22 protein-coding genes, 1 tRNA gene and 1 pseudogene are annotated in these 25,438 nt (G+C 70.7%); 8 read left to right on the top strand and 16 right to left on the bottom strand.

Annotated features, from left to right (window positions below; translation table 11 throughout):
- Window positions 1–45 precede the first annotated feature (45 nt).
- Window positions 46–118: transfer RNA gene (locus QNJ12_RS01750), tRNA-Thr, on the top strand.
- A 157-nt stretch (window positions 119–275) separates the two neighbouring features.
- Here QNJ12_RS01750 and QNJ12_RS01745 read toward each other — a convergent pair.
- Window positions 276–1,547, bottom strand: a complete 1,272-nt coding sequence (locus QNJ12_RS01745) for a toll/interleukin-1 receptor domain-containing protein (protein WP_300618097.1) — start codon at window positions 1,545–1,547, stop codon at window positions 276–278.
- 273 nt (window positions 1,548–1,820) lie between these two features.
- Here QNJ12_RS01745 and QNJ12_RS01740 point away from each other — a divergent pair, with 273 nt between their 5' ends.
- The 4 genes from QNJ12_RS01740 (at window position 1,821) to QNJ12_RS01725 (ending at window position 6,057) form a co-directional block, all read left to right on the top strand.
- Window positions 1,821–2,276: an SRPBCC family protein gene (locus QNJ12_RS01740; RefSeq protein ID WP_300618095.1), complete on the top strand. Its 456-nt coding sequence runs from the start codon at window positions 1,821–1,823 to the stop codon at window positions 2,274–2,276.
- Window positions 2,273–3,259, top strand: a complete 987-nt coding sequence (locus QNJ12_RS01735) for an SDR family NAD(P)-dependent oxidoreductase (RefSeq protein WP_300618093.1) — start codon at window positions 2,273–2,275, stop codon at window positions 3,257–3,259. The genes QNJ12_RS01740 and QNJ12_RS01735 overlap by 4 nt, the downstream gene beginning before the upstream one ends.
- Before the next feature lie 91 nt (window positions 3,260–3,350).
- The gene (locus tag QNJ12_RS01730) at window positions 3,351–4,364 is read left to right on the top strand and encodes an extracellular solute-binding protein (protein ID WP_300618091.1); all 1,014 of its coding nucleotides are present in this window, start codon (window positions 3,351–3,353) and stop codon (window positions 4,362–4,364) included.
- A 106-nt stretch (window positions 4,365–4,470) separates the two neighbouring features.
- The gene (locus QNJ12_RS01725) at window positions 4,471–6,057 is read left to right on the top strand and encodes an iron ABC transporter permease (protein WP_300618089.1); all 1,587 of its coding nucleotides are present in this window, start codon (window positions 4,471–4,473) and stop codon (window positions 6,055–6,057) included.
- 68 nt (window positions 6,058–6,125) lie between these two features.
- On the opposite strand, the gene QNJ12_RS01720 is transcribed toward QNJ12_RS01725, so the two are convergent.
- The 6 genes and pseudogenes from QNJ12_RS01720 to QNJ12_RS01700 all read right to left on the bottom strand — a co-directional run bounded on the left by QNJ12_RS01720 (window position 6,126) and on the right by QNJ12_RS01700 (window position 11,195).
- A complete protein-coding gene (locus tag QNJ12_RS01720; RefSeq protein WP_300618087.1) occupies window positions 6,126–6,785 on the bottom strand; it encodes a metal-dependent transcriptional regulator in 660 nt (219 codons plus the stop codon).
- A 149-nt stretch (window positions 6,786–6,934) separates the two neighbouring features.
- Window positions 6,935–7,078: pseudogene (locus QNJ12_RS23660) on the bottom strand (FeoC-like transcriptional regulator); the annotation flags it as partial.
- A complete protein-coding gene (gene feoB / locus QNJ12_RS01715; protein WP_300618085.1) occupies window positions 7,078–9,462 on the bottom strand; it encodes a Fe(2+) transporter permease subunit FeoB in 2,385 nt (794 codons plus the stop codon). The pseudogene QNJ12_RS23660 and the gene feoB, both read right to left, overlap by 1 nt.
- Window positions 9,462–9,719 (bottom strand): ferrous iron transport protein A, encoded by a 258-nt coding sequence (locus QNJ12_RS01710; RefSeq protein ID WP_300618083.1) that lies wholly within the window; start codon window positions 9,717–9,719, stop codon window positions 9,462–9,464. Before QNJ12_RS01710 ends, feoB begins: the two co-directional genes overlap by 1 nt.
- A gap of 131 nt (window positions 9,720–9,850) precedes the next feature.
- A complete protein-coding gene (locus QNJ12_RS01705) occupies window positions 9,851–10,051 on the bottom strand; it encodes a (2Fe-2S)-binding protein (RefSeq protein ID WP_300618081.1) in 201 nt (66 codons plus the stop codon).
- A gap of 40 nt (window positions 10,052–10,091) precedes the next feature.
- Complete coding sequence (locus tag QNJ12_RS01700; protein WP_300618079.1) at window positions 10,092–11,195, bottom strand: ABC transporter ATP-binding protein; 1,104 nt, start codon at window positions 11,193–11,195, stop codon at window positions 10,092–10,094.
- 353 nt (window positions 11,196–11,548) lie between these two features.
- On the opposite strand from QNJ12_RS01700, the gene QNJ12_RS01695 reads away from it, so the two are divergent.
- From QNJ12_RS01695 to QNJ12_RS01685, 3 genes are all read left to right on the top strand, one after another.
- Window positions 11,549–12,541 carry a GDP-L-fucose synthase family protein gene (locus tag QNJ12_RS01695; RefSeq protein ID WP_367281738.1) on the top strand — a complete coding sequence of 331 codons (993 nt, stop codon included), beginning with the start codon at window positions 11,549–11,551 and terminating at the stop codon, window positions 12,539–12,541.
- 5 nt (window positions 12,542–12,546) lie between these two features.
- The gene (locus QNJ12_RS01690; protein WP_300618075.1) at window positions 12,547–13,017 is read left to right on the top strand and encodes a MarR family transcriptional regulator; all 471 of its coding nucleotides are present in this window, start codon (window positions 12,547–12,549) and stop codon (window positions 13,015–13,017) included.
- A 162-nt stretch (window positions 13,018–13,179) separates the two neighbouring features.
- Window positions 13,180–14,730 carry a GGDEF domain-containing protein gene (locus QNJ12_RS01685; RefSeq protein ID WP_300618073.1) on the top strand — a complete coding sequence of 517 codons (1,551 nt, stop codon included), beginning with the start codon at window positions 13,180–13,182 and terminating at the stop codon, window positions 14,728–14,730.
- A 41-nt stretch (window positions 14,731–14,771) separates the two neighbouring features.
- Here the strand turns inward: QNJ12_RS01685 and QNJ12_RS01680 are convergent, their stop codons facing one another.
- The 9 genes from QNJ12_RS01680 to fliF all read right to left on the bottom strand — a co-directional run bounded on the left by QNJ12_RS01680 (window position 14,772) and on the right by fliF (window position 25,437).
- Window positions 14,772–15,749 carry a flagellar motor switch protein FliM gene (locus QNJ12_RS01680; RefSeq protein ID WP_300618071.1) on the bottom strand — a complete coding sequence of 326 codons (978 nt, stop codon included), beginning with the start codon at window positions 15,747–15,749 and terminating at the stop codon, window positions 14,772–14,774.
- Between the two features lie 35 nt (window positions 15,750–15,784).
- Window positions 15,785–17,014 (bottom strand): flagellar hook protein FlgE, encoded by a 1,230-nt coding sequence (locus tag QNJ12_RS01675; protein ID WP_300618069.1) that lies wholly within the window; start codon window positions 17,012–17,014, stop codon window positions 15,785–15,787.
- A gap of 186 nt (window positions 17,015–17,200) precedes the next feature.
- Window positions 17,201–18,004, bottom strand: a complete 804-nt coding sequence (locus QNJ12_RS01670) for a flagellar hook capping FlgD N-terminal domain-containing protein (RefSeq protein WP_300618067.1) — start codon at window positions 18,002–18,004, stop codon at window positions 17,201–17,203.
- Between the two features lie 80 nt (window positions 18,005–18,084).
- The gene (locus QNJ12_RS01665) at window positions 18,085–19,965 is read right to left on the bottom strand and encodes a hypothetical protein (RefSeq protein ID WP_300618065.1); all 1,881 of its coding nucleotides are present in this window, start codon (window positions 19,963–19,965) and stop codon (window positions 18,085–18,087) included.
- The gene (locus tag QNJ12_RS01660) at window positions 19,962–20,759 is read right to left on the bottom strand and encodes a lytic transglycosylase domain-containing protein (RefSeq protein ID WP_300618063.1); all 798 of its coding nucleotides are present in this window, start codon (window positions 20,757–20,759) and stop codon (window positions 19,962–19,964) included. Before QNJ12_RS01660 ends, QNJ12_RS01665 begins: the two co-directional genes overlap by 4 nt.
- The gene (locus tag QNJ12_RS01655) at window positions 20,756–21,193 is read right to left on the bottom strand and encodes a hypothetical protein (protein WP_300618061.1); all 438 of its coding nucleotides are present in this window, start codon (window positions 21,191–21,193) and stop codon (window positions 20,756–20,758) included. Before QNJ12_RS01655 ends, QNJ12_RS01660 begins: the two co-directional genes overlap by 4 nt.
- Window positions 21,190–22,569 carry a FliI/YscN family ATPase gene (locus QNJ12_RS01650; protein ID WP_300618059.1) on the bottom strand — a complete coding sequence of 460 codons (1,380 nt, stop codon included), beginning with the start codon at window positions 22,567–22,569 and terminating at the stop codon, window positions 21,190–21,192. The genes QNJ12_RS01655 and QNJ12_RS01650 overlap by 4 nt, the downstream gene beginning before the upstream one ends.
- 220 nt (window positions 22,570–22,789) lie before the next feature.
- Window positions 22,790–23,854: a flagellar motor switch protein FliG gene (gene fliG, locus QNJ12_RS01645; RefSeq protein ID WP_300618057.1), complete on the bottom strand. Its 1,065-nt coding sequence runs from the start codon at window positions 23,852–23,854 to the stop codon at window positions 22,790–22,792.
- The gene (gene fliF / locus QNJ12_RS01640; RefSeq protein ID WP_300618055.1) at window positions 23,851–25,437 is read right to left on the bottom strand and encodes a flagellar basal-body MS-ring/collar protein FliF; all 1,587 of its coding nucleotides are present in this window, start codon (window positions 25,435–25,437) and stop codon (window positions 23,851–23,853) included. Before fliF ends, fliG begins: the two co-directional genes overlap by 4 nt.
- Window position 25,438: the final 1 nt, after the last annotated feature.

Raw genomic sequence — 25,438 nt, 5'->3', positions numbered from 1 at the left:
CTCCGCGTTTGAGCGGCAGGGCCAACCGCTAGGATTCCGCCCGCTGCCCAGATAGCTCAGTCGGTAGAGCAACGCACTCGTAATGCGTAGGTCGTCGGTTCGATTCCGATTCTGGGCTCTCGGAGCACGTGCTCGACCAATACGTTCCTGCTTGCGCACCATGGCGAGCCGGCGGCCGTCCCGGAACTCGCTGCATCGTCTCGAACGTCAAGCGGCTCGGTCACCGAGCGTCACCCGAGGTCTGCGACGGATCGTCCGGCTCCGACGCGACGGACTCATCGAACGAGAAGTGCGATCAGGGCGCCGACAGCGGCGACGACTCCAACACCCACGACGAGTGCTGCCACACGGCTCAGGCACCCCGCCCCAGATCCGAGTTCGGCCCCGTGTCGATACTCCAGCGACAGAGGGGTTTCCCGGACGGCTTCTTCGATCCGCTCGCGGAGGTCGTCGTGTGTGTCAGGCTCCTGAGGAGGAGCGACCGCGCGTGATGACAGGAAAGCGAAGTGAATCGCGTCGAGTTCCGGAGGTGGGAGGCCGAGGTCGGCGTCTTCGGGGCGGGGATGCTCCCAGTACAGAGGACGAACGAACTCGGGTCGGTCCAAGGACAATGCGTACGTCCACTCGCGACTGACGTGCTCCGATCGCATCGAATGCGTCGACCAGAAGAGCTGGAACACGTCGGCCTCGCGGATCAGATCCATGATCTTGGGCCCCCACGCCTCGCCGGACCGGATCGCAATCACGTCGAGCAGATATCGGTCGCCGAGTACCTCTGCGGCATCCTTCACCCGCCTCACGATCGTGGAGTCTGCGTGAGAGTACGACGGGAAGATCTGGCGGTACCGCGGCGCCGAGGCCGGCACCGTTGCAGGTTCCGCCACGGCGCCCTCGACCACCTTCAAGGCGATCGGGATCACCGCGATGACCAACGGCCCGAGATAGACGGTGACCAGCCCCCTGCGGATCGGCGGCCCCGCCGAGGACGCCCGGAAACGGAACTCCTCACCGTGGGCATACTCGGCCCAGATGAACGTCCGACTGACCGGGTTGAACGCAACGTCCGGGACATCAACCGCCACCGTGAGCTCTGCGCCTCGCGGTATGGGCGCCGCAGTATCGCTGGTCAGCCGTGAGAAGGAAGCCTCCTCGTCCTGCAACCGGCGAGCGGCATCACGCTCGACCTCCGCGACGGGATCGACCAGCCGGCCGGCCGAATCCTCCACCAGCTGGGTCTTGTGGCCGAACACCAACAACGTGTACCACCGCTCAGGCAGCACCTCCTCCGGCCGGTAGACGGTGAACTGGACGTCCTCGTCGAGGTGTGCGCCTGGGGTGCCGGGCGGCTCGACGTCAGTAGCCGACGTCGGAGATGCCTTCACCGTGCTGCGGCCGTCCCTCGGGGCAGGGACTGGGGGATCGACCGAGTCGAGCGGCTCGTCATCGCGGTAGTCGAACGTTCGCCAACTCCGGCGCCGTCGGAGCCAGACCGCGATTGCGCACACCACACCCGCCAGCAGGATGACCACCACCAGCAGCAGTCGCACGTGACCTCCTCGCATCGCTCCAATGCGATGCGGCGACAGTACACGACCTCGCAGGGCGGCGACTCGGTCCCCTTCGACGCCAGGGGAGCCCGTACGAACCGTACGAGCTGCCGACCGACGGAATCCCACTGGATGAACGGCGCAGACGCAGCGCCTCGACGACACCACGAGCCGCGTAGGTCACCGGCGACGAGCATCCCCCGACGGGACGCGCCGCGCGACGCCTGCTCCTCGCTCCGGAATACCAGCGGCCCAATCGGTGCTGGATCATGCATGGCCCGCTACGTCGTCCACGTCCGTACCCCGCTGCCGCCCGACGAGGCGTTCGCCTACATGGCCGACCTGACGAACTTCGCGACGTGGGATCCCGGCGTCGAGCGTGTCGATCAGGTCGATGGGGACGGTGCCGGCCCGGACGCATCGTTCGACGTCGCCGTCAAGACCGTCGGCCGCACGATGACGTTGCGCTACGACACGGTGACCTACGACGCGCCCGACACGGTGGTGGCGTTCGCCGAGAACGGTCTGCTCAGCTCACACGACACGATCTCGGTCGAGGCCGACGGATCCGGCTCGGTCGTCACCTACGACGCCGTCCTGAAGTTGAAGGGCCTGCTCCGCTTGGCCGACCCGCTGCTCGGGCTGACCTTCGACCGCATCGGCGACCGCGCCGCTGCGGGACTCATCGAGGCGCTCGAGGGCGAGCGCGTGCCCGAACCCGCGTCATGAGCGGCCGGGCGATCGCCGACGCGATCATCGAGGCGCCGGTCGTCACGAGCTTCACGAGGCTCGGGTACCAAGCCCGGCGGAGGCTCGACGGCTGGACGCCGCTCGACGGCTACGACCTCACCGGTCGGGTCGTCGTGCTCACCGGAGCGACATCGGGCCTCGGCTACGCGGCCGCCGACCAGCTCGCCCGGTGCGGCGCGACGGTCGTCCTGGTCGGGCGCAGCGCCGCCCGGAACGAAGGCGTCGTCGCGGAGCTGATCGCGCAGACCGGGAACCCGTCGATCACCCAGGTCGCCGCCGACATGGGCGACTACCAGCAGGTCCGCAACCTCGCCGACCGCGTGCTCACCGACCACGAGCGCCTCGACGTCCTCGTCCACAACGCCGGCGCGCTCGACGCCGAGCACCACACCGCCCCCGACGGCACCGAGGGCACGGTAGCCAGCCAGGTCGTCGGCCCGTTCCTCCTCACCACCCTGCTGCTCGACCGGCTGGCGACGTCGGCCCCGTCCCGCGTGCTCACCATGTCCTCGGGCGGGATGTACGCAGCCGGCCTCACGGTGACCGAGCTCGAGATGACCCCCGAGACGTATCGAGGCGCCGAGCAGTACGCCCGCGCCAAGCGGGCCCAGGTGACGCTGAACGAGATGTGGGCCGAGCGCTACGGTCAGCTCGGCATCCGGTTCCACGCCCTGCACCCGGGCTGGGCCGACACCCCGGGCGTCGACGCCTCGCTGCCCACCTTCTCGAAGGTGATGGGCCCGCTGCTGCGCACTCCCGAGCAGGGCGCCGACACCCTCGTCTGGCTCGCCGCCGACGACACGCCGCTCGCGTCCAACGGTGAATTCTGGCTCGACCGTCGACTGCGCAGCATCCACAAGCTCCCCACGACGAAGCGCACCGACACCGCCGAACGGCGGGCACAGTTGTGGGACTGGGTCGCCGAGACCGCCGGCGCCGTGCCGCACGTCGCACGACCCTGACGGGACGCCCCGCTCCACGCGCCGAGCGCGTGGTAAGTGCCCTTTACAAGAGTTGTCATGGAAGCTGCTGGCAGCGCTAGCATGCGGCGCCATGCATCGGCGCATCAACACCTCCCTCGCCTCGCTGCTCGCCGGCGGTCTCCTCGTGGCGGCCTGCGGATCCGACGGCGACGCCGTCACGATCTACTCGGGGCGCACCGAGAACCTGATCGAACCGATCCTCGAGGACTTCACCGAGTCGACCGGCATCGAGGTCAGCGTGCGATACGGCCAGTCGGCCGACCTCGCCCTGCTGATCGAGGAGGAGGCTGCTGCCGGCCAGTCCGGGGCGGACGTCTTCCTGTCGCAGAGCCCGGGCGCGATCGGCGTCCTCGATGGCGCGGGCCGGCTCGCCGAGCTGCCCGCGGAACTGCTCGAGCTGGTGCCCGAGAACGTCCGCGACGGCGACGGGCGCTGGATCGGCTTCAGCGGGCGTCAGCGTGTGCTCGTCTACAACACCGACCTGGTCGACGAGTCCGAGCTGCCGTCCAGCGTGTTCGACCTCACCGGCCCCGAGTGGGCGGGCCGCGTCGGCGTCGCACCACCGAACGGCTCGTTCCAGGACTTCGTCACGTCGATGCGGGCGACCGAGGGCGAGGAAGCGACGCGGGAATGGCTGGAGGGCCTGTCGGCGAACGGCGCGGTCAGCTATCCGAACAACAACTCGATCGTCGCCGCCGTCGGTCGCGGCGAGGTCGACGCCGGACTGGTCAACCACTACTACAACTTCCGGTTCCTCGACGAGGATCCGTCGCACCCTGGCCAGAACCACATCTTCCCGCCGGACGATCCGGGTGGGGTGCTGATCGTCACGGCCGCCGGCATCCTCGAGGGCACCGACCAACCCGATGACGCCGCTGCGCTGATCGAGTTCCTGCTCGGCACCGCCGGCCAGCAGTACTTCGCCGAGGAGACCTTCGAGTACCCACTCGCCGACGGCGAGCAACCGGCCGGCGACGTGCCCGCCGTGGAGTTCGGCGACGCCGGTGCGATCGACTACGAGTCACTCGGCGGCGGCCTCGATGCGACCCGGGAGCTGATCATCGACGCGGGCCTCGAGGGCTGACGGTCGGCCAACCCTGACGTCTCGCATGTCGACGGCGGCGGAACGAGCGGTCGGCCGACCTCGCCGTGCGCACGGCACCCGCGCACCGGCTGGATAACGTCACGTCGTGCTGTCGAGCCGGACGACCGAGCCGTCGCATCCGCTCGTCACGTGGGCCGCGGTCGCGATCGGCGCCACGTTCACGATCCCCGGATGGCTCGTGCTGTGGCGGGCGTTTCGCCTCGACGTCGGCCTCGACACCGTGTGGACCGATCTGCGCGCCCCGCTCTGGCGCACGATCCAACTGGCGACCCTGGTGTCCGCCACCGCAGCCGTCGTCGGCACGGGACTGGCGTGGCTCCTCGTCCGGACCGACCTGCCCCTCCGTCGCATGTGGCGGCTCGTGCTCGTGCTGCCGCTCGGCCTCCCGTCGTTCGTCGGCGCAGCTGCGTTCATCGCCGGCGTCTCCCCCGACGGACTGCTGCACGAGGTCCTCGGCTGGGTGGGCATCACCCCGCCACGGCGACTCCGCGGGTTGGGCATCTCGTGGCTCGTGCTCACTGCGTTCACGTACCCGTACGTGCTGCTGCCGGTGAGCGCACGCCTGCTCGCACTCAGGCCATCGCTCGACGAGAGCGCTCGGCTCCTGGGCCGTGGACCCGTGGCGACCTTCGTCAGCGTCACGCTGCCGCAGCTCCGCAGCGCCATCGTCGGGGGCTCGCTACTGGTGTACCTGTACTGCGTCAGCGAATTCGGTGCCGTCCAGCTGCTCGGCTACGACACGCTCACCCGAGTGGTGTTCGCCACGCGCCTCGCCGACCGCGCCACCTCGTTCGGCGCCGCGGCCGTGTTGCTCGTGCTGGCGATCGCGGTCGTATCGCTCGAACGCTGGCAGCGCGGTCCCGCCACCATCGACGAGCGTGCCGGGCGGGCCGTCACGCCGAGCGTGACGCTCGGCTGGAAGGCGGTGCCGGCGACCCTGGCGTGCGCAACCGTCGCACTCGTCGGCCTCGTCACACCGGTCGCCAGCCTGGCGTTGTGGGCGCAGCGAGGGCTCGCCGACGGGCGCGTCGACCTCGGCGATCTCGTGCAACCGGCCTGGAACACGGCGGTGGTGTCGGTCACGACGGCCATCGTGGCCGTTGCGGTCGTCGTGCCCGTGGCGGTGACGACGACGCAACGACGATCCCGGCTCGGCGACGTCTCCGCGGGCTCGGTCGTCGTGGGATTCGCGCTCCCCGGGCTCGTGATCGCGCTCGCGCTCACCGTCGTGACACTCAACACGCCGGTGCTGAACTCGCTCTACCAGACGACGGCGTTGCTCGTCTTCGCCTACGTCGTGCACTTCGGCAGCCAGGCGCTGGCCTCGGTCGAGCAATCGTTGCGTGCGGTGCCCGGACAGCTCCGCGAGTCGAGCCGGCTCCTCGACGCCTCGGCGATCCGCCGCATCTGGCGGGTCGACGCACCGCTCATGCGCCCGGGCCTGCTCGCCGGCGCCGGCCTGGTCCTCCTCTCGACGGTCAAGGAGCTGCCGGCCACGCTGCTGCTCGCGCCGACCGGCTTCAGCACGCTCGCCACGAAGGTCTGGGGCTCCTACGAGGACGGCTTCTACGCCGAGGCCGGTGCCGGGTCGATCGCGCTGATCGTCTTGTCGGGCGTGCTCACCTGGTTCCTCGTCCTGCGGCGCAGCGCGCTCGTGGCGACGAAGCAGTGACCCGAGCCGTCAGGCGAGGAGGCGTTCGCCGGCGAACTCGCCGTCGGCCGGCGCCGAGCCGACGAGGGTCAGACGGTGACGAGGATGCGTTCGCTCGCGAACGCGCCGACCCCGACGTGCCGCTCACCGATCGTGACGGTCAGCGTGCCATCGGGTGACGAGGCGACGACGGTCCCCGCATTGCCCGGCTGGATCTCGGACTCCTCGAGGAACTCGAGCAGACCCGGCTCGAACTCGAGCTCCTCGGTGATCCGCTCGACCGTGAAGTTGCCGCCCACCTCGACCGACGACAGGGCGGAGAAGTCACCCTGCTCGTAGTCGGAACCGGGAATCGGGTTGCCGTGCGGGCACGTCGTCGGGTTGCCGAGCAGGTCATCCATCGCCTGCTCGACCGACTCGCTCATCACGTGCTCCCACTTGCCGGCCTCGTGGTGCGCTTCGGCCCACGACAGCTTCAGCACGTCGGTCAGGAAGCGTTCGGCGAGCCGGTGACGGCGAACGGTCCGCTCGCCGAGCTGGCGCCCCTTCGCCGTGAGCTTGATGCCGTCGTCGACGGCCACCAACCCCTCGGCTTCCATCCGCTTGATCATCTCGCTCACCGCCGGGCGCGAGACCGACAGGCGTTCGGCGATTCGCGCCTGGATGACGTCGATGTCGTCCTCGCGGAGCTCGAAGATGCACTCGCAGTACTCCTCGAAGGCGGGGTGATACTCACCGGCGGCAGGCATGCCTCGATGGTAGCGAGCGCGTCGATCGGCTCACCATGGCACCGGCAACTCGCCTGTGGGCGGCGGATCGCCGGCTCGGATCGGCCGGTCGCACCAGCGATACACCTCGGTCTCGGCGAGCTCGCACCCGGTACACCCCCGCACGCGAGCGGCTGTCGCTCGACGACTCCCTTCTGCACCCAGTGGTCGAGCATGCCCCGAACGGCGTCGGGTTCGGCATGGAGATCGCGCGCAAGATCCGCCAGGCTCGTCGGACCCTGCGCCCGGAGGCAGGCTCGAATCGCCCTGACCATCAGCGGCGGGTCCGCACGACGACCGGCGTGGCTGCCGGTTCCGGGGGCTGTGGCTCCCGGCGTGCCCAGCGCCGCAACGAGCCGAAGGCCACGACGACGACCAGCGTCAGGAAGCCGAGCCAGACGACCGAGCTGACGGGATGATCGACCACCGTGGCGGCCTGGTAGAAGCCCGTCGCCACGACGAACGCGATGCCCGTCGTCCAGGCGGCGACGAACAGCGCCCAGCGCCGTCCTGCCTCCCGCACGATGGCACCGATCGTGGCGACGCACGGGAAGTAGAGCAGCACGAAGAGCAGGTAGGCGAAGGCGCCGACTCGCCCGTCGAACCGAGACTCCATCGCCCCGTAGACGCCGGCATCGACCTCCTGCTCGTCGGCGGCCGACTCGAGCGCCCCGATCTCGCCGACCGTCAGACCGAGCGGGTCGGTCAGCGTGTCGGCGGCGGCCGCGAGGTTGTCGGGAACGGTTGCGACCGCGTCGCCGATCGACGTCCAGAACTCGAACGGCTCGTCGGCGACGACCTCGCCGGCATCCTCCTCCGCCAACTCGCCGTAGAGCGAGTCGAGTGAGCCGACGACGGCCTCCTTGGCGAGCACGCCGGTGAAGATGCCGACCGTCGCCGGCCAGTTGTCCTCGTCGAGGCCCATCGGCTCGAACACCGGGGTGATCGTGCGGCCGACCTCGGAGAGCGCCGACTCCTCGCTGTCCTCGTTGCCGAACGAGCCGTCGGTTCCGATCGAGTTGAGCACCGCCAGCACGACGACCATGGCGATGATCACCGTGCCGGCGTTGCGGACGAAGACGCGCAGCCGGTCCCAGGCGTGCAGGAAGGTCCCGCGTGCGGTCGGCCGGTGATAGGCGGGCAGCTCCATGAGGAAGCCCTCGCTCTCACCGGGGAGCAGGCTGTGGCTCATGAGCAGACCGGTGCCGATCGCCACGGCGATGCCGATCAGATAGAGGCCGAACACCACGTTCTGCCCGCTGCTGGGGAAGAACGCGGCTGCGAAGAGCGCGTAGACCGGCAGACGGGCGCCACACGACATGAACGGGTTCATGAGGATCGTGAGCTTGCGCTCGCGCTCGTCCTCGAGCGTGCGCGTCGCCATCACCGCCGGCACGTTGCAGCCGAAGCCCACGATCATCGGCACGAACGCCTTGCCGGGCAGTCCGATCCTGCGCATCGTCCGGTCCATCACGAACGCCGCCCGCGCCATGTAGCCGCTGTCCTCGAGCACCGCCATGAACAGGTACAGCGCACCGATGATCGGGACGAACGTGGCCACGACCTGGATGCCACCGCCGACGCCGTCGGTGAGCGGCACGACGAGCCACTCGGGCGACCCGATCGCGCCGAGCACCTCGCCGAAGCCGTCGACGAAGATCGCCCCGGCGATGCCGTCGAAGACGTCGACGAAGGCACCGCCGACATTGATGGTGAACATGAACATCAGGTACATGACGGTCAGGAAGATCGGCACACCCCAGAACCGATGGATCACCAGCCGATCGACCCGATCCGAGAGGCTGCCGATCGTGACATTGGGGCGCGCCGTCACCCGCCGTGCGATCTCGTTGGCGACGGTGAACCGACGGTCTGCGAGCACGACGTCGACGTCCTCGCCGCGTTGCGCTCCGAGCTCGTCGACGGCCGAGCGAACGCGTTCGGCTGTCGCAGGATCCACGCCCGCGACGGCGGCCTCGTCGCCGTCCAGCAGCCGCAGCGCCTGCCAGCGCAGATCGTCGGCGCGGTCGTTCGACCCGTGATCACCGCGGAGCAGCTCGCCGATCGCGTCGATCGCGTGCTCGACCCTCTCGCCGTAGTCCACCGTCCACCCCGGTGCCGTCCCTGCGTCGGCGACGTCGGCGATCGCACGTTGCAGCTCGTCGACGCCGTCACCGGAGATCGCCACCATCGGGACGACCGGGCACCCGAGCGCTGCACTCAACGCCGACACGTCGATCGCGAGTCCGTGTCGCTCGGCGACGTCGATCATGTTGAGCGCGACGACGCGCGGGACGCGCATCTCGGCGAGCTGGACGGCGAGGTACAGCTGCCGCTCGAGGTTGGTCGCGTCGACCACGTCGACGACGACGTCGAGGTCGTGGCCCACGACGAAGTCGCGCGCGATCCGTTGGTCGGGCGAGGTCGCCTCGAGCGAGTACGTGCCGGGGAGGTCGACGACCGAGAACCGACGGTCATCGAACCGGTAGCGCCCCTCTTTCCGATCGACGGTGACCCCCGGCCAGTTGCCCGTCTTCTGCCGGATGCCGGTCAATGCGTTGAACAGGGCCGTCTTGCCGGCGTTCGGATTGCCGACGATCGCCACGACCGTGGTGCGATCCCGAGTCGGCGCTGCGACGGGAGCCGTCGTCGCACGCATCACGCGACCTCCTCCACGTGGATGTGCCGAGCGAGCTCGGGGCCGACGGCGACCCGGCCGGCGTCGGACGCCACCACCACGCTGCGGCCACGGGTGTGCGAGATCGTGATCTCGGCGCCGACCCGGACACCGAGACCCATCAGGCGCTGCCTGCGCTCTCTCCCACCGTCGATCCCCACCACTCGCAGGACCGAACCGGTGCGACGGCCGTCGAGCGTGGTGGAAGCCGCCGGGGGGCGACGCCGTCGAGCACGCATGATCATCTCCTCACCACACCGGGTCTTCCACTAATCACACCTACGCGTCGGTGGAAGGCATGCCTAGTGCCGTTGGTCCCATGCCTCAGCCCTGCCGATCGCACGTCGGCGGATCGCCGCAGGCGGGTCGATCAGGCACCGGCGACGGGGACCGAGGCGATGGAGGCATCGAGCAGTCGCTCGATGGTCTCACGACAGCCTCCGCACTGCTCGCCGGCCCGACCGCGGTCGACGACGTCGTCGACCGAGCTGGCGCACGTCCCGATGGCGGCGCGCACCACCCGGCGGTCGACGAGTTCGCTGCGGCGGACGATCAGGCGCCGCCGCCTCACACCAGCCGTGCCCGGACCAGCACGTTCACCCGCGGCGCGGTCAGGTCGGCCACGCCTCGGTCGGATCGCCGGCGAAGGCGACACCGACCGAGTCGCCGGCGTGCAGCAACTGGTCGGGGTGGGTGCGGGCGGCGAGCGTGGATCCGTCATCGAGACGCAGCTCGTAGCGGACGTCGTGGCCGTAGTACTCGACCGTGGTGACGACCGCATCGTCGCCGTCGGTCAACCGGACCTGCTCGGGCCGGACGAGCACGGAGAGCCGCGTACGGCTGTCGGCGACGCGGCCGCCTGCGAGGGGGACGACGCCGATCGCCGTCTCGGCGGTCGATCCGCCCGAGATCGTGCCCGAAGGCGTGCCGTCGAGGAGGTTCGCCTCGCCGACGAAGCTCGCCACCCACGGAGTCGTCGGCCGCCGGTACAGCTCGTCGGGCGTGCCGACCTGCAGGATGCGGCCGTCGCCCATCACGGCGACGCGGTCGCCGAGGACGAACGCCTCGTCCTGGTCGTGCGTCACGAAGATCGAGGTCACGCCGACCTCGCGCAGGATGCCGGCGACCTCGGAACGCACCTGGACGCGGAGCCCCGCGTCGAGCGCCGAGAACGGCTCGTCGAGCAACAGCACCGACGGCTCGGGGGCGAGCGAGCGCGCGAGCGCGACCCGCTGCTGCTGACCGCCCGACAGCGTCTCGGGTAGGCGGCCGCTCAGGCCGACCAGGTCGACCAGCTCGAGCAGCTCGGCGACACGATGCGACGCAGCGCCGTCTCGGTCGAGACCGAACGCGATGTTCTGGGCCACGGTCAGGTGCGGGAACAGCGCGCCGTCCTGGAACACCATGCCGACGTTGCGCCGCTCGGGCTTCACCCACGTGCGATCGGCCGCCGACGACACGGTGCGCGACCCGATCGCGACGGCGCCTCCGACGGGTCGCTCGAGCCCGGCGATGGCGCGGAGGAGCGACGTCTTCCCGCATCCGGACGGACCGAGCAGGGAGACGGTCGCGCCCGCCTCGATGGCGAGCGAGGCATCGTCGACGGCGACCGTGTCTCCGAACCGGATCGTGACGCCGTCGATCGTGACCTCGGCGCCTCGAGGCGCGCTCTGCTCGGCCCGTGTCCGAACGAGGCGCTCCAGCACCGTTGCCATGACATGTGAGGCTATCCGAACATGCGGTGATCGGCCCAGCGCACGACACGTCGACGCAGCTCCGCTATCTCCGTGCACCGGGGTCCGGCAGCACGGCTGGGTGCGCAGCGGTGGACGGTTCTCGGACGACCATCGAGCTCCCGAACGAGGCACCGACGACCGAGCTCACAGCAGTCGACCAAAGGTCAACCGACAGGGGGCACCTCGACCGGATCGACACGCAGCCGTCGATGATCGACGACATCGGCATGGCGCTCTCCACCCAAGCGCAGATCGGCGAGGAGATCGAACCAGGAGGCAACCGGCTCGATCGACGGACGGGCCGCCGTCGGTAGCCTGGCGGCATGGGAACGATCGACCGCAACGCCAGCGTCTACGTCGCCGGTCACCGCGGCCTCGTCGGGTCGGCGCTGGTCCGCCACCTCGAGTCCGAGGGCTTCACGAACATCCTCACCGCGACCCGCGACGAGGTCGATCTGCGCGACCAGTCAGCGGTGTCGTCGTGGTTCGCCGCCAACCGCCCCGACTACGTCTTCCTCGTCGCCGGCACCGTCGGCGGCATCCTCGCCAACAGCACCCGGCCGGCCGAGTTCATCTACGACAACATGATGATCCACGGCACGGTCGTGCACTCGGCGCACGAGACCGACGTCACCAAGCTGCTCTACCTCGGCTCGTCGTGCATCTACCCGCGCCACGCCACACAGCCGATCACCGAGGAGCAGCTGCTCACCGGGCCGCTCGAGTCGACCAACGAGTGGTATGCCGTCGCGAAGATCGCCGGCATCAAGCTGTGCGAGGCCTACCGCCGCCAATACGGCCGCGACTTCATCTCGGCGATGCCGACCAACCTGTACGGCCCGGGCGACAACTTCGACTTGTCGTCGAGCCACGTCATCCCGGCGCTGATGCGCAAGTTCCACGACGCCAAGGTCGCTGCCGAGTCCGGCGAGCCGAACGAGGTGACGATCTGGGGGACCGGCAGCGCGTTCCGCGAGTTCCTCCACGTCGACGACCTCGCCGCCGCCTGCCTGTTCCTGATGGAGCACTACTCCGACGACGGCCACATCAACGTCGGCACCGGCGTCGACCTCTCGATCCGCGAGCTCGCCGAGCAGATCCGCGACGTCGTCAACCCCGGCGCCCACCTCGTCTGGGACGCTTCCAAGCCCGACGGCACGCCGCGCAAGCTCCTCGACGTCACCCGCCTCCGAGAGCTCGGGTGGGAGCCGGACATCGCCCTCCGCGACGGGCTCGAGAGCACCTACCGATGGTTCCTCGGCCAGATCGACGGCGAGCGCGCCCTTCGCGGCGTCGACGACGCGACCGTCACCGCGCCACACTGACGAACGTGGCCGACTCCACCAACCGACGGATCGCGCTCGCCTGGCGCGAGCTGCGTCGCGGTGCGGCCGGCGCTGCGCTGCGATCGCACCTGTTCGGCCCCGACGGCCCACAGCTCGAGCAGGCGCAGCTCGACGCGCTCGAGATCCTGGTGGCGGCTCCCGACGGCTTGCGCATGAGCGACTTCGCCGAGGCCCTGCGGGTCGACCCGTCGACGGCCACCCGAGCGGTCGGTCGGCTCGAGCAGATCGGACTGGCAGAACGGGACGCCGGCGCGCACGACCGGCGCGTGGTGCACGCACGAGCGACAGCTGCCGGCCGCCGTTTCATGAGTCGGATCGTCCGGCGGCAGCAGGCGGGTCTCGAGCGGCTGCTCGACAGCTTCGAGGAGGGCGAGCGCGAGGAGTTCGCCGTCTACCTCGAACGCTTCGTCGCGTCGATCGACCGGCTCTCGAAAGAGCTCGACTCGCGTCGCTGAGGCCCGACACCCGAACCACCGGGGGCGCGCCACCGCGACGGCCGCGACCGCGTCGCCGCCAGAGCTCGCTCGTGGCCGCGGGCCCGGCGACCCCCTTGCACGAAGTCCCAGCGCACCGGACCGTCACCAGTACAGCCAACGGACTGACTGGACAAACGAGCTATGGACAGCGAGCAGACGACAACGACGATCGATCCGGCCCTCCGAGAACGGATCCGCTCGTCGCGTTCCCTTCCCTCACCGCCGGCGGTGGCCGCCCGCTTGATCGAGATCGCCGACGACCCAAATGTGGGTCTCAACGACATCTTCGAGGTGCTCAAGACCGACCCGGTGCTGTCGGCGCGCCTGCTCCGTCTCGCCAACTCGCCGCTGTACGCACGACGGCGGCGCACCGAGACGCTGCAGCAAGCCGTCATGAAACTCGGTATCGATGCAGTGCTTACCGCGGCGCTCAGCCTCACGCTGTTCAGCGACCAGTCGGCATTCGGGGCCGACGGCCTGTCGTTCCAGTCGCAGTGGACGAGCAGCGTCCACGCTGCGGTGTCCGCCCAAGTGCTCGCGTCTCAGTGTCTGCTGGTCACACCGTCCGATGCCTTCCTCGCCGCGCTCGTGCAGGAGATCGGGATCCTCGTGATCGACCGGCTCGAGTCCGAGACGTATGCCGAGCTCGACAGCACGGCGACGCACGAGGACATCGTCGCCGCCGAGTTCGCGACCCTCGGCGCCGACCACGCAGCCATCGGTGCCGAGTTGTTGGAGGCCTGGCGCCTGCCGAGCCACATCGTGGCGGCGGTCCGGCAGAGTCACGTCGTCGCCGATGAGCCGACGACCGGCGACGCGCTGGCCTGCATCGTCGCCACGGGCCGCCTGATCGCGGAATGGATCGGGGGCGACGTGAAGGCGCTGTCTCGGGCCGGGATCATGGCCGAAACCGCGCTCCACCTCGACGACCAGATGATGTCCGACGTGCTCACCGGCGTCGCCGAGTCGCTGCCGGACCTCGCCCCGCTCCTCCACGCCGATGTTCCACCGTTGGAGCTGCTCGCCGAGATGGCGGGCGACGTGATGGTCGCTCGCCAGATGCAGCAACGCGAGGCGGTCAGCCAGCTCCAGCGCGATCTCGCGCACCTCACGAACGTGACCGCCGAGCTCGAGCTCGCGCACCGGCTCGATCCGGTCACCGGGTTGTTCAATCGGCGCCATCTCGACGAGGCGCTCGCCGACGAGCATCGGCTCGCTGCCGAGCTCGGCGTACCGCTGTCGGTGCTCTTCGTCGATCTCGACTACTTCAAGTCCGTCAACGACTGCCTCGGCCACCACGGTGGCGACAGCGTGCTCCAACAGGCGGCGCAGCGCGTGATGGACGCGGTGCGGTCGGAGGATCTCGTCGGCCGCTACGGCGGCGACGAGTTCGTGGTGGTGCTCCCGGGAACGAACCTCGAGGCGGCGGAGATCGTCGCTTCCCGCATCGTGGAGGTCTTCCGCCGGGAGGCCCTCGGCATCGACGGCCACGAGTGGCCGCAGACGGTCACGATCGGTGTGGCCTGCACGCAGTCCCCGCACGGCGAGGCCGGGCTCGCCTCGCTCCTCCAGGACGCCGACGCGGCCCTCTATCACGCCAAGCTGAGGGGCCGCAACGGATGGCGGAGCGCTCCTCACGACCACGAGGAGCCGACGCCGTTGCCGCCGATCGTGTACTCCTCGACGTGGTGATCCGGCGCTCTCGCGCTCGTCGGCGGCGACGAGCGCGATGATCAGGCCCGCTTGACGATCTGCACCCGGCTCGGTCGGCGGGTCTGGCCGGGTGCAGCAGGGGCGCCGACCTGCAAGGCCGTCTGACGGTTGACCCTCCCGATCGTTGCCTCGTGGACGGCGACGCCGTCGACCTCGAGCGACAGGGGCGCCGACGTGGGATGGGGCAACATGAGCACGTCGCCGACCTGCAGGGACACGATCTCACGCGAGCTCGCGACGGCGGGCCGGAAGGTCGCTGCGACCGCCACCGGTGCCGACACGAGCGCGTCGTGCAACCGCGCCTGCTCCTCGGCGACGGCCGACGCCGAGGGGTCGGTCGGCCCACGCGTGAGGTGATCGAGGTGCGGCAGGAGGAGGCCGAACGGCACGCACAGCCTGACGACATCGGTGACCGCCTCGAGCCGGATCTCGAAGGACATCACGATCACCATCTCGTTCGGCGCCGCCAGTTGCGCGAACTGGGGATTCGACTCCTGGCCGAGGATCATCGGCTCGATGGCCATGATCGGTTGGAGCGCCGTCCTGATCTCCGGCAGCAGCTCGTCGACGACCCCGTGCAGCAGGCCGAGCTCGAGCTCGGTCATCGGCCGGGCCGGCTGCTCGTCGCCGCCGAGACCCCCGAGGAGGAGCTCGACGGCTCCGAATGCGACCCGCAGCGGGATCTCGAGCATCGCCGAGGCGCGTCGCGACTGGAACGACAGCATCGTCAACGCCGTCGGGTTGTCGATCGTCCGCGCGTACTCGTCGTACGTGCACTGCTCGAAGTCGCGGATCGAGACCTCGGTGACCGCCCGCAGCGAGGCCGCCAGCGCCGTCGTGAAGCCTCGCGCCATCGACTCCTGCGCGATCTGGATCGTCCGCACGTGCTCCCGCGGCAACGTCGACGGCCGACGGAAGTCGAACGGGCGCACCTCGCCCGGCCCGCGGACGCGTCCGCCTGCCGAGCGCTTCGCTGCAGACGATGTCGCCGTCGACATGGGAGGTTCCGGGGGCAGGACGGGTCAGCCTCGGCTCAGCGGCGGAGGTTCACGACCTCTTGGAGGACCTCGTCGGCGGTGGTGATCACCCGGGCGTTGCCCTGGAAGCCGCGCTGGGCGACGATCAGGCGGGTGAACTCCTCGGCGAGGTCGACGTTCGACATCTCGAGCGTGCCGGCCGACAGCAGCCCACGGGCGCCGACCCCGGCACCACCGACCTGCGCGAGACCGGAGTTCGGGGTCTCCCGCCACGCTCCGGCGACCCGCTCGAGGCCACCGGGGTTGGAGAACACCGCCAGGGCGACCTGGCCGATCGGGCGCGTCCGACCGTTCGAGTAGTTGCCGGTGACGACGCCGTCCTGGCCGATCGTGAACGTCTGCAGCGCGCCTGCCGCGCTGCCGTTCTGCCGGATCACGCCGGCAGTCGGCGATCCGGCGTACTGGGTGATCCGACCGGCCTGGGTGGCCCCGCCGAGGTCGATCGTGACGGCTCCACCGAACCCGGGCAGCGCACCCGCTGCGATGTTCATGTTGCGATCGGCCGGCGCGGTGAGCTCGCCGAAGCCGTCGAAGGTGAGGACGTTGTCGGTCAGGGCCACCGCCGCGGGCGGCGTGCCGGCGGTCGCGGTGACGGTCCACTCGTCGGCGGCGGTCTTGGTCACGGCGAGGTTGAGCGGCACCGCGGTGCCCTGGTCGTCGTAGACCGCCACCGTCAGGCTCGAGATCGTGCCGACCGGCGAGTCGGCTGCCAGGTTGCCGCCGAGCTCGACGTCGGTGGTCTGCACCGGCGGGAGCAGGTCGCCGACGCTGATCTCGACGGGTCCGATGGAGGCGTTGGTGTTGATCGCGCCGGAGGCGTCCGCCATCCACCCCTGGACGAGCATCCCGTCGGGTGTCGCCAGGGTCCCGGCGGCGTCGATCGCGAGCGCACCGGCTCGCGTGTACAGCGGCTGACCGCCGTCGTCGACGATGAAGAAGCCGTCGCCCTGGATGGCGAGGTCGGTCGAGCGACCGGTCCGCTGGATGGCGCCCTGGGTGAACGACTGGATCGTGCCGGCGAGGCGCGAACCCAGGCCGATCTGGGCCGGGTTCGTCCCGGCGGTCACGGCGCTCGGCACACTCGCGCCGTTGAGCGTCTGCGTGAGGACGTCCGAGAAGACGGTCGTGGAGCTCTTGAAGCCGACGGTGGAGACGTTGGCGATGTCATTGCCGACGACGTCGAGCATGACTTGGTGGTTGCGCAGCCCCGACAGGGCGCTGGACATGGATCGGATCACGGCTGGTTTCCTCCTGAGTGTTGGTTGCCGGCGTCCATGCCGCCCTCGGGGTGCGAGGTGTTCCGCCCGTTTCCGTTCGGGCGTGTTCTGAACGGTCCGGCGGACTCGCGATTGCGCCGTGAGGTCGCCGGGTGTCGCCGACCCGGTCATCAGGTCGGCGACGGGAACGATTCGTCACGCCTGCACGGTCGACTCCGATGTCGTGTCGGTGCCGCCCGACGCTGCGGTCGTGTCGGTGGTGCCGGTCGGCGCAGCCGGGCCGGACGTGACGGTTGCGTCGTCCGACGGCGTCGATGGCGTCGATGTGGCGTCGGTGCCGTCCGACGCTGCGGTCGCGTCGGCGGTGCCGGTCGGCGCAGCCGGGCCGGACGTGACGGTTGCGTCGTCCGACGGCGTCGACGTCGTGTCGGGCGCCGATGCGGTGTCGTCGCTCGCCGTCGGTTCGGTCTGGGCCGCGGGTGCGATGTCGGTCGTGGGCGTGGTCGCCGTCGGGATCGGCGCGGTCGGGGTCGCAGACGGGGCCGTCGCCGTGGACGTGGTCGGCGGAACCTCCGCGGTGTGGACCGACTCGACGGCCGCGAGCGGGACGGAGAACGCACCGGCGCTGAGCACGAGGTCGTCACCGTCGACGCGAACCGACGTCACCCGTTCGATGCGCAGCGTTCCGTCCTCGTCCTCGAACGTGACGTCTTTGCCGACGAGGCCCCCGGCGAGCGACCAGCGATTGGATGCCGCCGTGGCATCCAGCGTGCTGGCGATCTCGTTGAGCCGGTCGACCATCGTGAGCTGCGCCGACTGCGCGACCATCTGTGAGGCGTCGACCGGCTTGGTGGGGTCCTGATACTTCAGCTGGGCGACCAGGAGCTTCAAGAACGCGTCGCGGTCGAGCAGTGCACCCGGGTTCTCGACCGGCTGCCCGGGCGGCTCAGGCGTCGTGGGGCTCGCCCCGACCGGGGCGATGGGGCTCGTGTCGGACATTGCTGTCTCCCTCGTCGTTCGTCGTGTGTCGTCCTGTGTGGCGGTCGTGTCGTCGATCGCGTCGTGCTGGTGTCGCGTCGTCAGAGATGCACGTCGAGGTGGCCGTCGGGGCTGCGTGGCGGGCGTTGCTGTGGGCCCGCTGCCGACGGGTGGCGGATCACGCCGGTCGGCGACTCGAGCACCGGTTCGCGGGAGGGGTCCTGCCGCTGTCGGTCGTCGATGTCGACGTGGACACCGCCGTCGCCGGTGCCGAGATCGCTGCGCAGGTCGCCGAGCTCGCTGGCGAGCAGCTGGCGAGTCGAGTGGCGCTCCGCGCCGAGGCTGAGATGCAGGCTGCCCGAACGCTCGACGGCATCGACCCGGATCGTCCCCAGCTGATCCGTGCCGACGTCGAGGCCGAGCCGGTGCTGGGTCGCTGCGAGCCGCCGGACGTCGAGCTGCGTGAGCAGGTCGCTGGCTCCCGGCATCGAGGGGTCGCGTGCGTGCTGCAGCGATGTCGCCATCTGACCGTGGTCGATCGCGCCGCCCCGGTTCGGTGCGCGCCGATCCGCCATGACCGTGACGGGGCCGGCACGCTCGGCACCGGATGGTGTGTCGATCGATTCGTCCGCTGCGGGGTCGATCGCGGCCTCGGCGATCTTCGCAGCAGGTTCGTCGGGGGCCGTTCCGGCTCCGTCGACGAGGGTGCCATCGACGTCGGGAAGTCGGCCGGCGGACGACTGAGCCGTCGAGGACGCAGGAGCCCGTTGCTGCCCGATCGCCGGCGAGGCGCCGGCCTCCGGCTCGCTCGCCGTCGGTGCCAGAGGGGCTCGACCATCGGCAGGGTCGGCCGACGAGTCCGCCCCGCCCACCCCGGGACCGGCGACCGACGAGCCACCCTCGACCTGCGCACGACCAGCAGCCGACGAGCCCGTGCCCGTCACCCCGGGACCGGCGACCGACGAGCCACCCTCGACCTGCGCACGACCAGCAGCCGACGAGCCCGTGCCCGTCACCCCACGACCGGCGACCGACGAGCCACCCTCGACCTGCGCACGGTCGACAGTCGACGTGTCGTCGGCCGGTGGCGACCCGAGGACGCTCGACCCTGTGGCGGGCGCGTGCTCGCCGGTCGCTGCGTCGACGGTCGTCGGGGCGGGCGACGCCGGGTGCAGGGCGGCGCGTGCGTCTCGTATCCGGCTCGTGGCGGGCGGCACTGCACTCGCCGCCCGTGCGAGCGCCTCGGGCGTCGCAGCGCCCGTGGTGGCGGTGGGCGTCGGGTCGCTTGCCCCGGATGGCATGCGCGTCGTTGCGGGCGCCACATCGTCGGCGAGATCGGAGACGGTCGATGCCGGCGGCGGCGCCTGGTCCTCACTCCGAGACTCGGGCACGACGGACGGCGGCGCGACCGTGCTCGGCGCGGTGGTGTGCTGGCGTCCGGCTGCGGCGTGCGGTCCGGTGATTCCTGCCGCCTGGGCTGCACCGTCGTTGCTCGACGCGGCGGGCGGCAGCGGCCGGGACGACGCATCGCCATTGCTCGTCGAGGGGTCGGCGCCCGCCGATCGCGCATCCGATGCGACGTTGCTCCCGGAGATCGGGACGGTGGCGGGGACAGTGTCCACCTGCGGCGTGCTCGCAGCGTCGGGGTCGTGGAGCGACGACATGTCGACCGAGCGATCGTCGCGTGCGCCCGGTGCGCCCTGCGTCGTGCCCGGGGCATCGCCGACGGACTCGGACTCGGCCGCGCCGCGGTGTCGCGCTGTCGCGCCCGCCACGCGACCGGTGTCGTCCGAGGCGGCCGACCCCGAGGCAGCAGACGGGGTGCTTCGCCGGTCGCGAGCGTGGCTGCCGGGTTGGTTGCGGAGTTGGTCGCCGAGCAGCTCGCCGAACGGCACGTCGGTGGCGTCCTCACCTGGGAGGTCGGTGCCGCTCCCGTCGAGTTGGGCGGCGGAGGGACCCGGCGGGGAGATCATCGTGGTCATGCTTGCTCCAGACGTTCGTGGACGCGTCGGACGTACTCCTCGGACCGAGCGGTGGGGATGTTGTTGCCGGCCCGAGAGACTGCGCCGGCCCCCGAGAAGTAGGCGGCGAGCGCGAGGTCCCAGGAACCGAATCGATCGTGGTGAGCGGCGAGCAGCCGCGCCCCGCCGTCGATCGCCGCGACCGGGTCGGCGGGATCGACGCCGAGCTCATCGGCGACGAAGGGCATCAGCTGCATCACGCCGATCGCACCCGCAGGGCTGACGACCTCGGGCTGGTAGCGCGACTCGACCCAGCCGACCGCAGCGAGGAGATCGGCCGGGACGCCGTGCCGGGCCGCCGCCGTCTCGAAGTGGATCCCGAACGGCGTGCCGGGCGGCACAGCGCCCTGCACGGTCGAGGCCCCGGCCGGGGCAGGAGCCGGGACGAACTGGTCGCCGAGGGATGACACGGCCAGCGCGTACGCCTGTCGCTCGACGACGACGTACGCGTCCTCGCCGTGCGCGTGGTCGTGCGCATGGTCGTGGGAATGTCCCCCTGCGTGGTCTGCGGCGAGGCGTGCGTCGGTCGCGTCAGCCGCCGCGGTGTGGGTGGCCGCGTCGGCACCCGGCGCAGCGCGCCCGCCGTCGACGTCGTCCGTCGAGTGCGCCTCGACATCGGCCAACGTTTCGGCGAACGAGGCGGCCGGGGCGCCGGTGTGCGACGAGGCGGCGATCGCCGGGCGTCGCCCGACACCGATCATCGACTCGATGCTCGCGATCCTCGCCAGGACGGGGGCGATGGCGGACATCGTCATGTCCTCGCCTCGTCCCACCGCGTCACGACGAAGTCGTCGAGCTCGATCGTCGCCTGTCGTTCGCGCTCTCGCCGGTCGGCTTCGAGCAGTCGTTCGTCGAGCCGCTCGATGCCGTCGCGCCGCCGCGCTGCGACCTCCCACGAGCTCAGCGCCTCGCGGACGTCCTCGCGCGCGCGGTCGGCCGCCTCGCCTGCCCGGCGGGCAGCGGCGACGCCGTCGGCGAGCACGGAACGACCGGCCCGGAACTCCGCAGCGGTCGCGCCGGCGGGCTCGGCACGTGTCTCGACCAGGCGCCACGTGGCCGCCTCGCGCCCTTCGGCGTCGATGCGGTCGACCTGGCGGCGAGCGACCTCGGCCGTCGCCAGCCGCTCCTGGAGGCGCCGGACGCGGACGACGGTCGCGACCCTGCGGCGACTCGACGGCGCGCGATTCATGGTGTGGCTCCCAGCAGTGCCCCGAGCCGGCCGAAGGCGTCCGAGGCCGGCGTCCCGTCGTCGATCGGCTGGCGCAGGAAGCCGTCGATCGCCTCCTTGAGGTCGACGGCTCGATCGACCACGGCGTTGGTGCCCGCCACGTAAGCGCCGATCTCGATGAGGTCGCGGGACTCGGCGTGCGCTGCGAGCAGTCGCCGCAGCTCGGCGGCGATGCGCTGCTCGTCGGCGGTCGTGACCGCCCCCGCAACGCGGCTGACCGACGCGAGGACGTCGATCGCGGGATAGTGGTTCGCGTGCGCCAGCGCACGCGACAGCACGACATGGCCGTCCAGGATGGAGCGTGCCGCGTCGGCGATCGGCTCGTTGTGGTCGTCGCCGTCGACGAGCACCGTGTAGATGCCCGTGATCGAGCCGCGCTCGGCCGTGCCGGCGCGCTCGAGCAGCTTCGGCAGCAGCGTGAAGACGCTCGGCGGATACCCCCGCGAGGTCGGTGGTTCGCCGGCGGACAGCCCGATCTCGCGCTGGGCCATGCAGTAGCGGGTCAGCGAATCCATCATCAGGACGACGTCGTCGCCTCGGTCGCGGAACCACTCGGCGATGCGGGTCGCCGACATTGCGGCACGCAGGCGAATGAGCGCCGGTGAGTCCGACGTCGCCACCACGACGACCGAACGAGCGAGCCCGGCCTCGCCGAGCTCGGCTTCGACGAACTCGCGAACCTCGCGCCCGCGCTCACCGATCAACGCGACCACGTTGACGTCGGCCGCCGAGCCGCGGGCGACCATCCCCATCAGGGTCGACTTGCCGACCCCGGAGCCGGCGAACACACCCACCCGCTGACCGCGTCCCATCGGGACGAGGGTGTCCCATGCCCGGACGCCGAGCGACAGCGGCTCGTCCACCCGCGCCCTCCGGAGGGGGTGCGGTGGCGCACCGTCGAGCGTCACCGGCTCCAGACCGATCAGCGGGGGGCCGTCGTCGAGCGGTTCGCCGAAGGCGTCGACGATGCGGCCGAGCAGCTCCGGACCGACGCTCACCGTCGGCGGGCGACCGGTCGAGATCACACGGGCACCGACACGGAGCCCGCGCAGATCGCCGTAGGGCATGCAGGTGACTTCCCGCTCGCCGCACGCGACGACCTCACCGGTCAGCCCTCCGATCACCTCGACGCTGGCACCGATCGGGACGTCGAGACCCGCGACGTCGAAGCTGAGCCCGACGATGCGACGGACCGAGCCGGAGCGCTGCGGGCCGGCGACTGCACGGGCCCGATCGAGGTGGGCCCGCATCCGCTCGTGACGGAATTGGCCGAGCGGTGCTCGCCGTGGCGCGCCGTGGTCGGGCGTGGGCGTGTGCAGGGTGGTGAACGTGTTCATCGAAGCGTCGGTGCCTGAGGGTCGGTGAGCCCGTCCCTGGCTCGCTCGGCTCCGTCCGTGGGCCTGGGCGCAACCGTCCTGCGAATCGAAGGATGCGCCAGCAGGTCGTCGGGAGCTGCGGATGGGTCACGGTGGGCGCGCGACGAGGCGGAGCGGAGGTCGTGAGCACGGCAGCCGGCGTCGGATCCGACTCGGCGGGCCCTGCGGAGCCCGTTCGGCATCACTCGACGAACTCGTCGGTGCCGCGGGAGACGACGATCTGACCGGTCTCCTCGAGGGCCCGGATGGCCGCGACCACGGCCCCCTGTGCGGCTTCGACGTCGGACATCCGCACCGGTCCGAGCAGGCTGATCTCCTCGTCGATGTTCTGGGCCGCGCGCGACGACATGTTGCCCTTGATCTTGTCCTTGACGTCGTCGCGCACGCCCTTCAGCGCCATCGCGAGCTCCCGCGACTCGATCTCGCGGAGGATCAGCTGGATCGCACGATCCTCGAGCGTGGCGATGTCCTCGAACACGAACATGCGCGCCCGCACGTGGTCGGCCAACTCGGCCGCGTGCTCCTCGAGCCCTTCGAAGATCGACCGCTCCGTCGCGCGGTCCGACCGGTTGAGGATGTCGATCAGCATCTGGACGCCGTCGGTGCGATCGACGGTGGCGCGGTTCATGTTCGCCCCGAGGCGTCGCTGCAGCATCCGTTCCAGCTGCGCGATGACCTCGGGCGACGACTGCTCGAGCTGTGCGATCCGAATCGAGACCTCGCGCTGCATGTCCGGCGCCAAGCCACTCAGCACCTCCGACGCGTACTCGGGTGTCAGGTGGGCGAGGACGAGCGCGACGGTCTGGGGGTGCTCACCGCCGAGCACGTTGACGACCTGGCGCGTCTCCGACCGCAGCAGGAAGTCGAACGGAGAGTGCCCCATCGACGCCCGGAGGTTGTCGAGGATCTCCGTGGCCTGCTCGACGCCCAGCGACGTCTCCAGCAGCTCACGGGCGCGGGCGATGCCACCTGCGGCGAGGTGGTCGTTGGCCTTTGCCATCGTCGCGAACTCGATCACGGACGCGTCCGCTTCCTCGCGACTGACCGCCTCGGCCTGCATGATCTCGGCGGTGATGCGGGCGAGATCGCCCTCGCCGAGGAGCCGCAGGATCTTCGCCGACCGGTCCCGGCCGAGCTTGAGGAGGACGATCGCCGCCTTCTGAGCTCCGGAGAGGTTCGCCAGATCCTCGGGGCCGACGGCGCCCGCCGATGTCGCGTCGTCCATCACTGCCATCGTGCCGGTCATGACGGCGCCACCGTCTCGTCAGCGAGCCAGCTCTCCAGGATCTGCGCGACGTCCTCGGGGCGGCGGTCAGCGAGGGCACTCAGCTCGTCGAGCGCCTCGACCGACGGGTCGCTCCGCTCGTCGGCGTCGGTCTCGGTCGCCGATGCCGCCGCAGCAGCCTCCGAATCCCGGACGGGCGCCGTGCGCAGCGCGTCGATGTCGATCGGTGTCGAGATCTCGCGCCGGGCGCGTCGAGCGCTCCGGTAGCCCAGCGCGATCGCGACGAGCGCGATCGCGCCGATCGCGATCGTCCGGATCAGCGAGTTCCGTGCATCGGTCGCCTGGGCCGCGGCATCGACCGCAGCCGCCTCGACGGCCTGCTCCTCGAGGGACGTGTCGAACTCGAGACGCGTGACGGTCACCTCGTCGCCTCGGCTGGCATCGATCCCGGCGGCCGTGGCGACGAGCTCGGCGATCATCGTGCGCTGCTCCTCGGTGACCGCGTCGTCATCGACGAGCACGGCCACGCTGAGACGTTGGACGGTCCCCGGGGCGATCGTCGTCGACTCGACCGTCCGGTTGACGGCGTACGTTCGCTCGGCGTCCGACTTCGAGTAGCTGCTGGCCGACCCCGGAACGGACTCGCTCACCTGGGCGCCGTCGGGACCGAGGACGCCGGTCTCGGCGTCCGCCTCGGTGCCGGAATAGGCCTCCTCCGCGGTGCGCTCCGTCACCACGACGCCGGCGTCGGCATCCGAGCTGTCGAATCGTTCGGTCGTCGACGCCCGTTCGGTGAGGTCGAGGTCGGCCTGCACGGTGACGGCCACCTTGTCGACGCCGGTGACCCGGCCCAGCATCGCTCGCAGGCTCGCTGCGAGCTCGTGTTCGAAGTTGGTCGTCGCGTCGGACCCTTGCCCGCCGGCCGCCAGGCCCGGGCTCCCCTCGCCACCTGCAGCCAACACCCTCCCCGAAGCGTCGGCGACGGTGACGTCCTCCGGCGCCATCCCCTTCACCGAGGAGGCGACGAGCTGGACCATCGCGCCGACCTGGTCCGAGGTGATCGGTGCCGAACCCTCGCTCGTCACGAGCACGGACGCGGTCGGCTGTGTCGGCTCGTCGACGAACACCGACTCCTCCGGCAGGGCGAGGTGGACCGTGACGGCCTCGATCCCGTCGATCGCCCGCAGGGTGCGAGCGAGCTCGCCCTCGAGCGCCCGCTGGTAGTCGATGCGTTGACGGAACTCGGAGGTGGTGATGCCTTGCTCGTCGAGCAGGGCATAACCCTCGCTCGATCCGGGCAGACCATCGGCCGACAGCGCCACCCGGAGGTCGTAGACGTCGTCGCGGGGGACGAGCACCGTGCGACCGCCGTCGGCGAGCTCGTAGTCCACGCCGCGTGACATCAGCTCGTCGGTGACCGTCGCTGCGTCACGAGCCTCGAGATCGGTGTAGACCGGCGCCATCGGCGTCGACCCGTCGGCCTGGGTGAACACGAACGCGCCGGCAATGGCGGTCAGTCCGGCCGCGCCGAGCGCGACCTTCTGTACCGGCGTCAGCCGGTCCAGGGCCGACGAGTAGCGGTTGGGTGAATCGGGAGCTGCCATG

Source organism: Ilumatobacter sp., assembly GCF_030065885.1.
Taxonomy (GTDB): Bacteria; Actinomycetota; Acidimicrobiia; order Acidimicrobiales; family Ilumatobacteraceae; genus Ilumatobacter.
This window is presented reverse-complemented; position numbering and strand designations above follow the sequence as displayed.

Coding starts and splice junctions, on each gene's coding strand:
- QNJ12_RS01675 (WP_300618069.1), bottom strand. CDS start 17,014: ATGTCCAGCGCCCTGTCGGGGCTGCGCAACCACCAAGTCATGCTCGAC.
- QNJ12_RS01720 (WP_300618087.1), bottom strand. CDS start 6,785: ATGCCTGCCGCCGGTGAGTATCACCCCGCCTTCGAGGAGTACTGCGAG.
- QNJ12_RS01685 (WP_300618073.1), top strand. CDS start 13,180: ATGGACAGCGAGCAGACGACAACGACGATCGATCCGGCCCTCCGAGAA.
- fliF (WP_300618055.1), bottom strand. CDS start 25,437: ATGGCAGCTCCCGATTCACCCAACCGCTACTCGTCGGCCCTGGACCGG.
- QNJ12_RS01680 (WP_300618071.1), bottom strand. CDS start 15,749: ATGTCGACGGCGACATCGTCTGCAGCGAAGCGCTCGGCAGGCGGACGC.
- QNJ12_RS01730 (WP_300618091.1), top strand. CDS start 3,351: ATGCATCGGCGCATCAACACCTCCCTCGCCTCGCTGCTCGCCGGCGGT.
- QNJ12_RS01710 (WP_300618083.1), bottom strand. CDS start 9,719: ATGCGTGCTCGACGGCGTCGCCCCCCGGCGGCTTCCACCACGCTCGAC.
- fliG (WP_300618057.1), bottom strand. CDS start 23,854: ATGACCGGCACGATGGCAGTGATGGACGACGCGACATCGGCGGGCGCC.
- QNJ12_RS01735 (WP_300618093.1), top strand. CDS start 2,273: ATGAGCGGCCGGGCGATCGCCGACGCGATCATCGAGGCGCCGGTCGTC.
- QNJ12_RS01665 (WP_300618065.1), bottom strand. CDS start 19,965: ATGACCACGATGATCTCCCCGCCGGGTCCCTCCGCCGCCCAACTCGAC.
- QNJ12_RS01655 (WP_300618061.1), bottom strand. CDS start 21,193: ATGAATCGCGCGCCGTCGAGTCGCCGCAGGGTCGCGACCGTCGTCCGC.
- QNJ12_RS01740 (WP_300618095.1), top strand. CDS start 1,821: ATGGCCCGCTACGTCGTCCACGTCCGTACCCCGCTGCCGCCCGACGAG.
- QNJ12_RS01650 (WP_300618059.1), bottom strand. CDS start 22,569: ATGAACACGTTCACCACCCTGCACACGCCCACGCCCGACCACGGCGCG.
- QNJ12_RS01660 (WP_300618063.1), bottom strand. CDS start 20,759: ATGACGATGTCCGCCATCGCCCCCGTCCTGGCGAGGATCGCGAGCATC.
- QNJ12_RS01670 (WP_300618067.1), bottom strand. CDS start 18,004: ATGTCCGACACGAGCCCCATCGCCCCGGTCGGGGCGAGCCCCACGACG.
- QNJ12_RS01700 (WP_300618079.1), bottom strand. CDS start 11,195: ATGGCAACGGTGCTGGAGCGCCTCGTTCGGACACGGGCCGAGCAGAGC.
- feoB (WP_300618085.1), bottom strand. CDS start 9,462: ATGCGTGCGACGACGGCTCCCGTCGCAGCGCCGACTCGGGATCGCACC.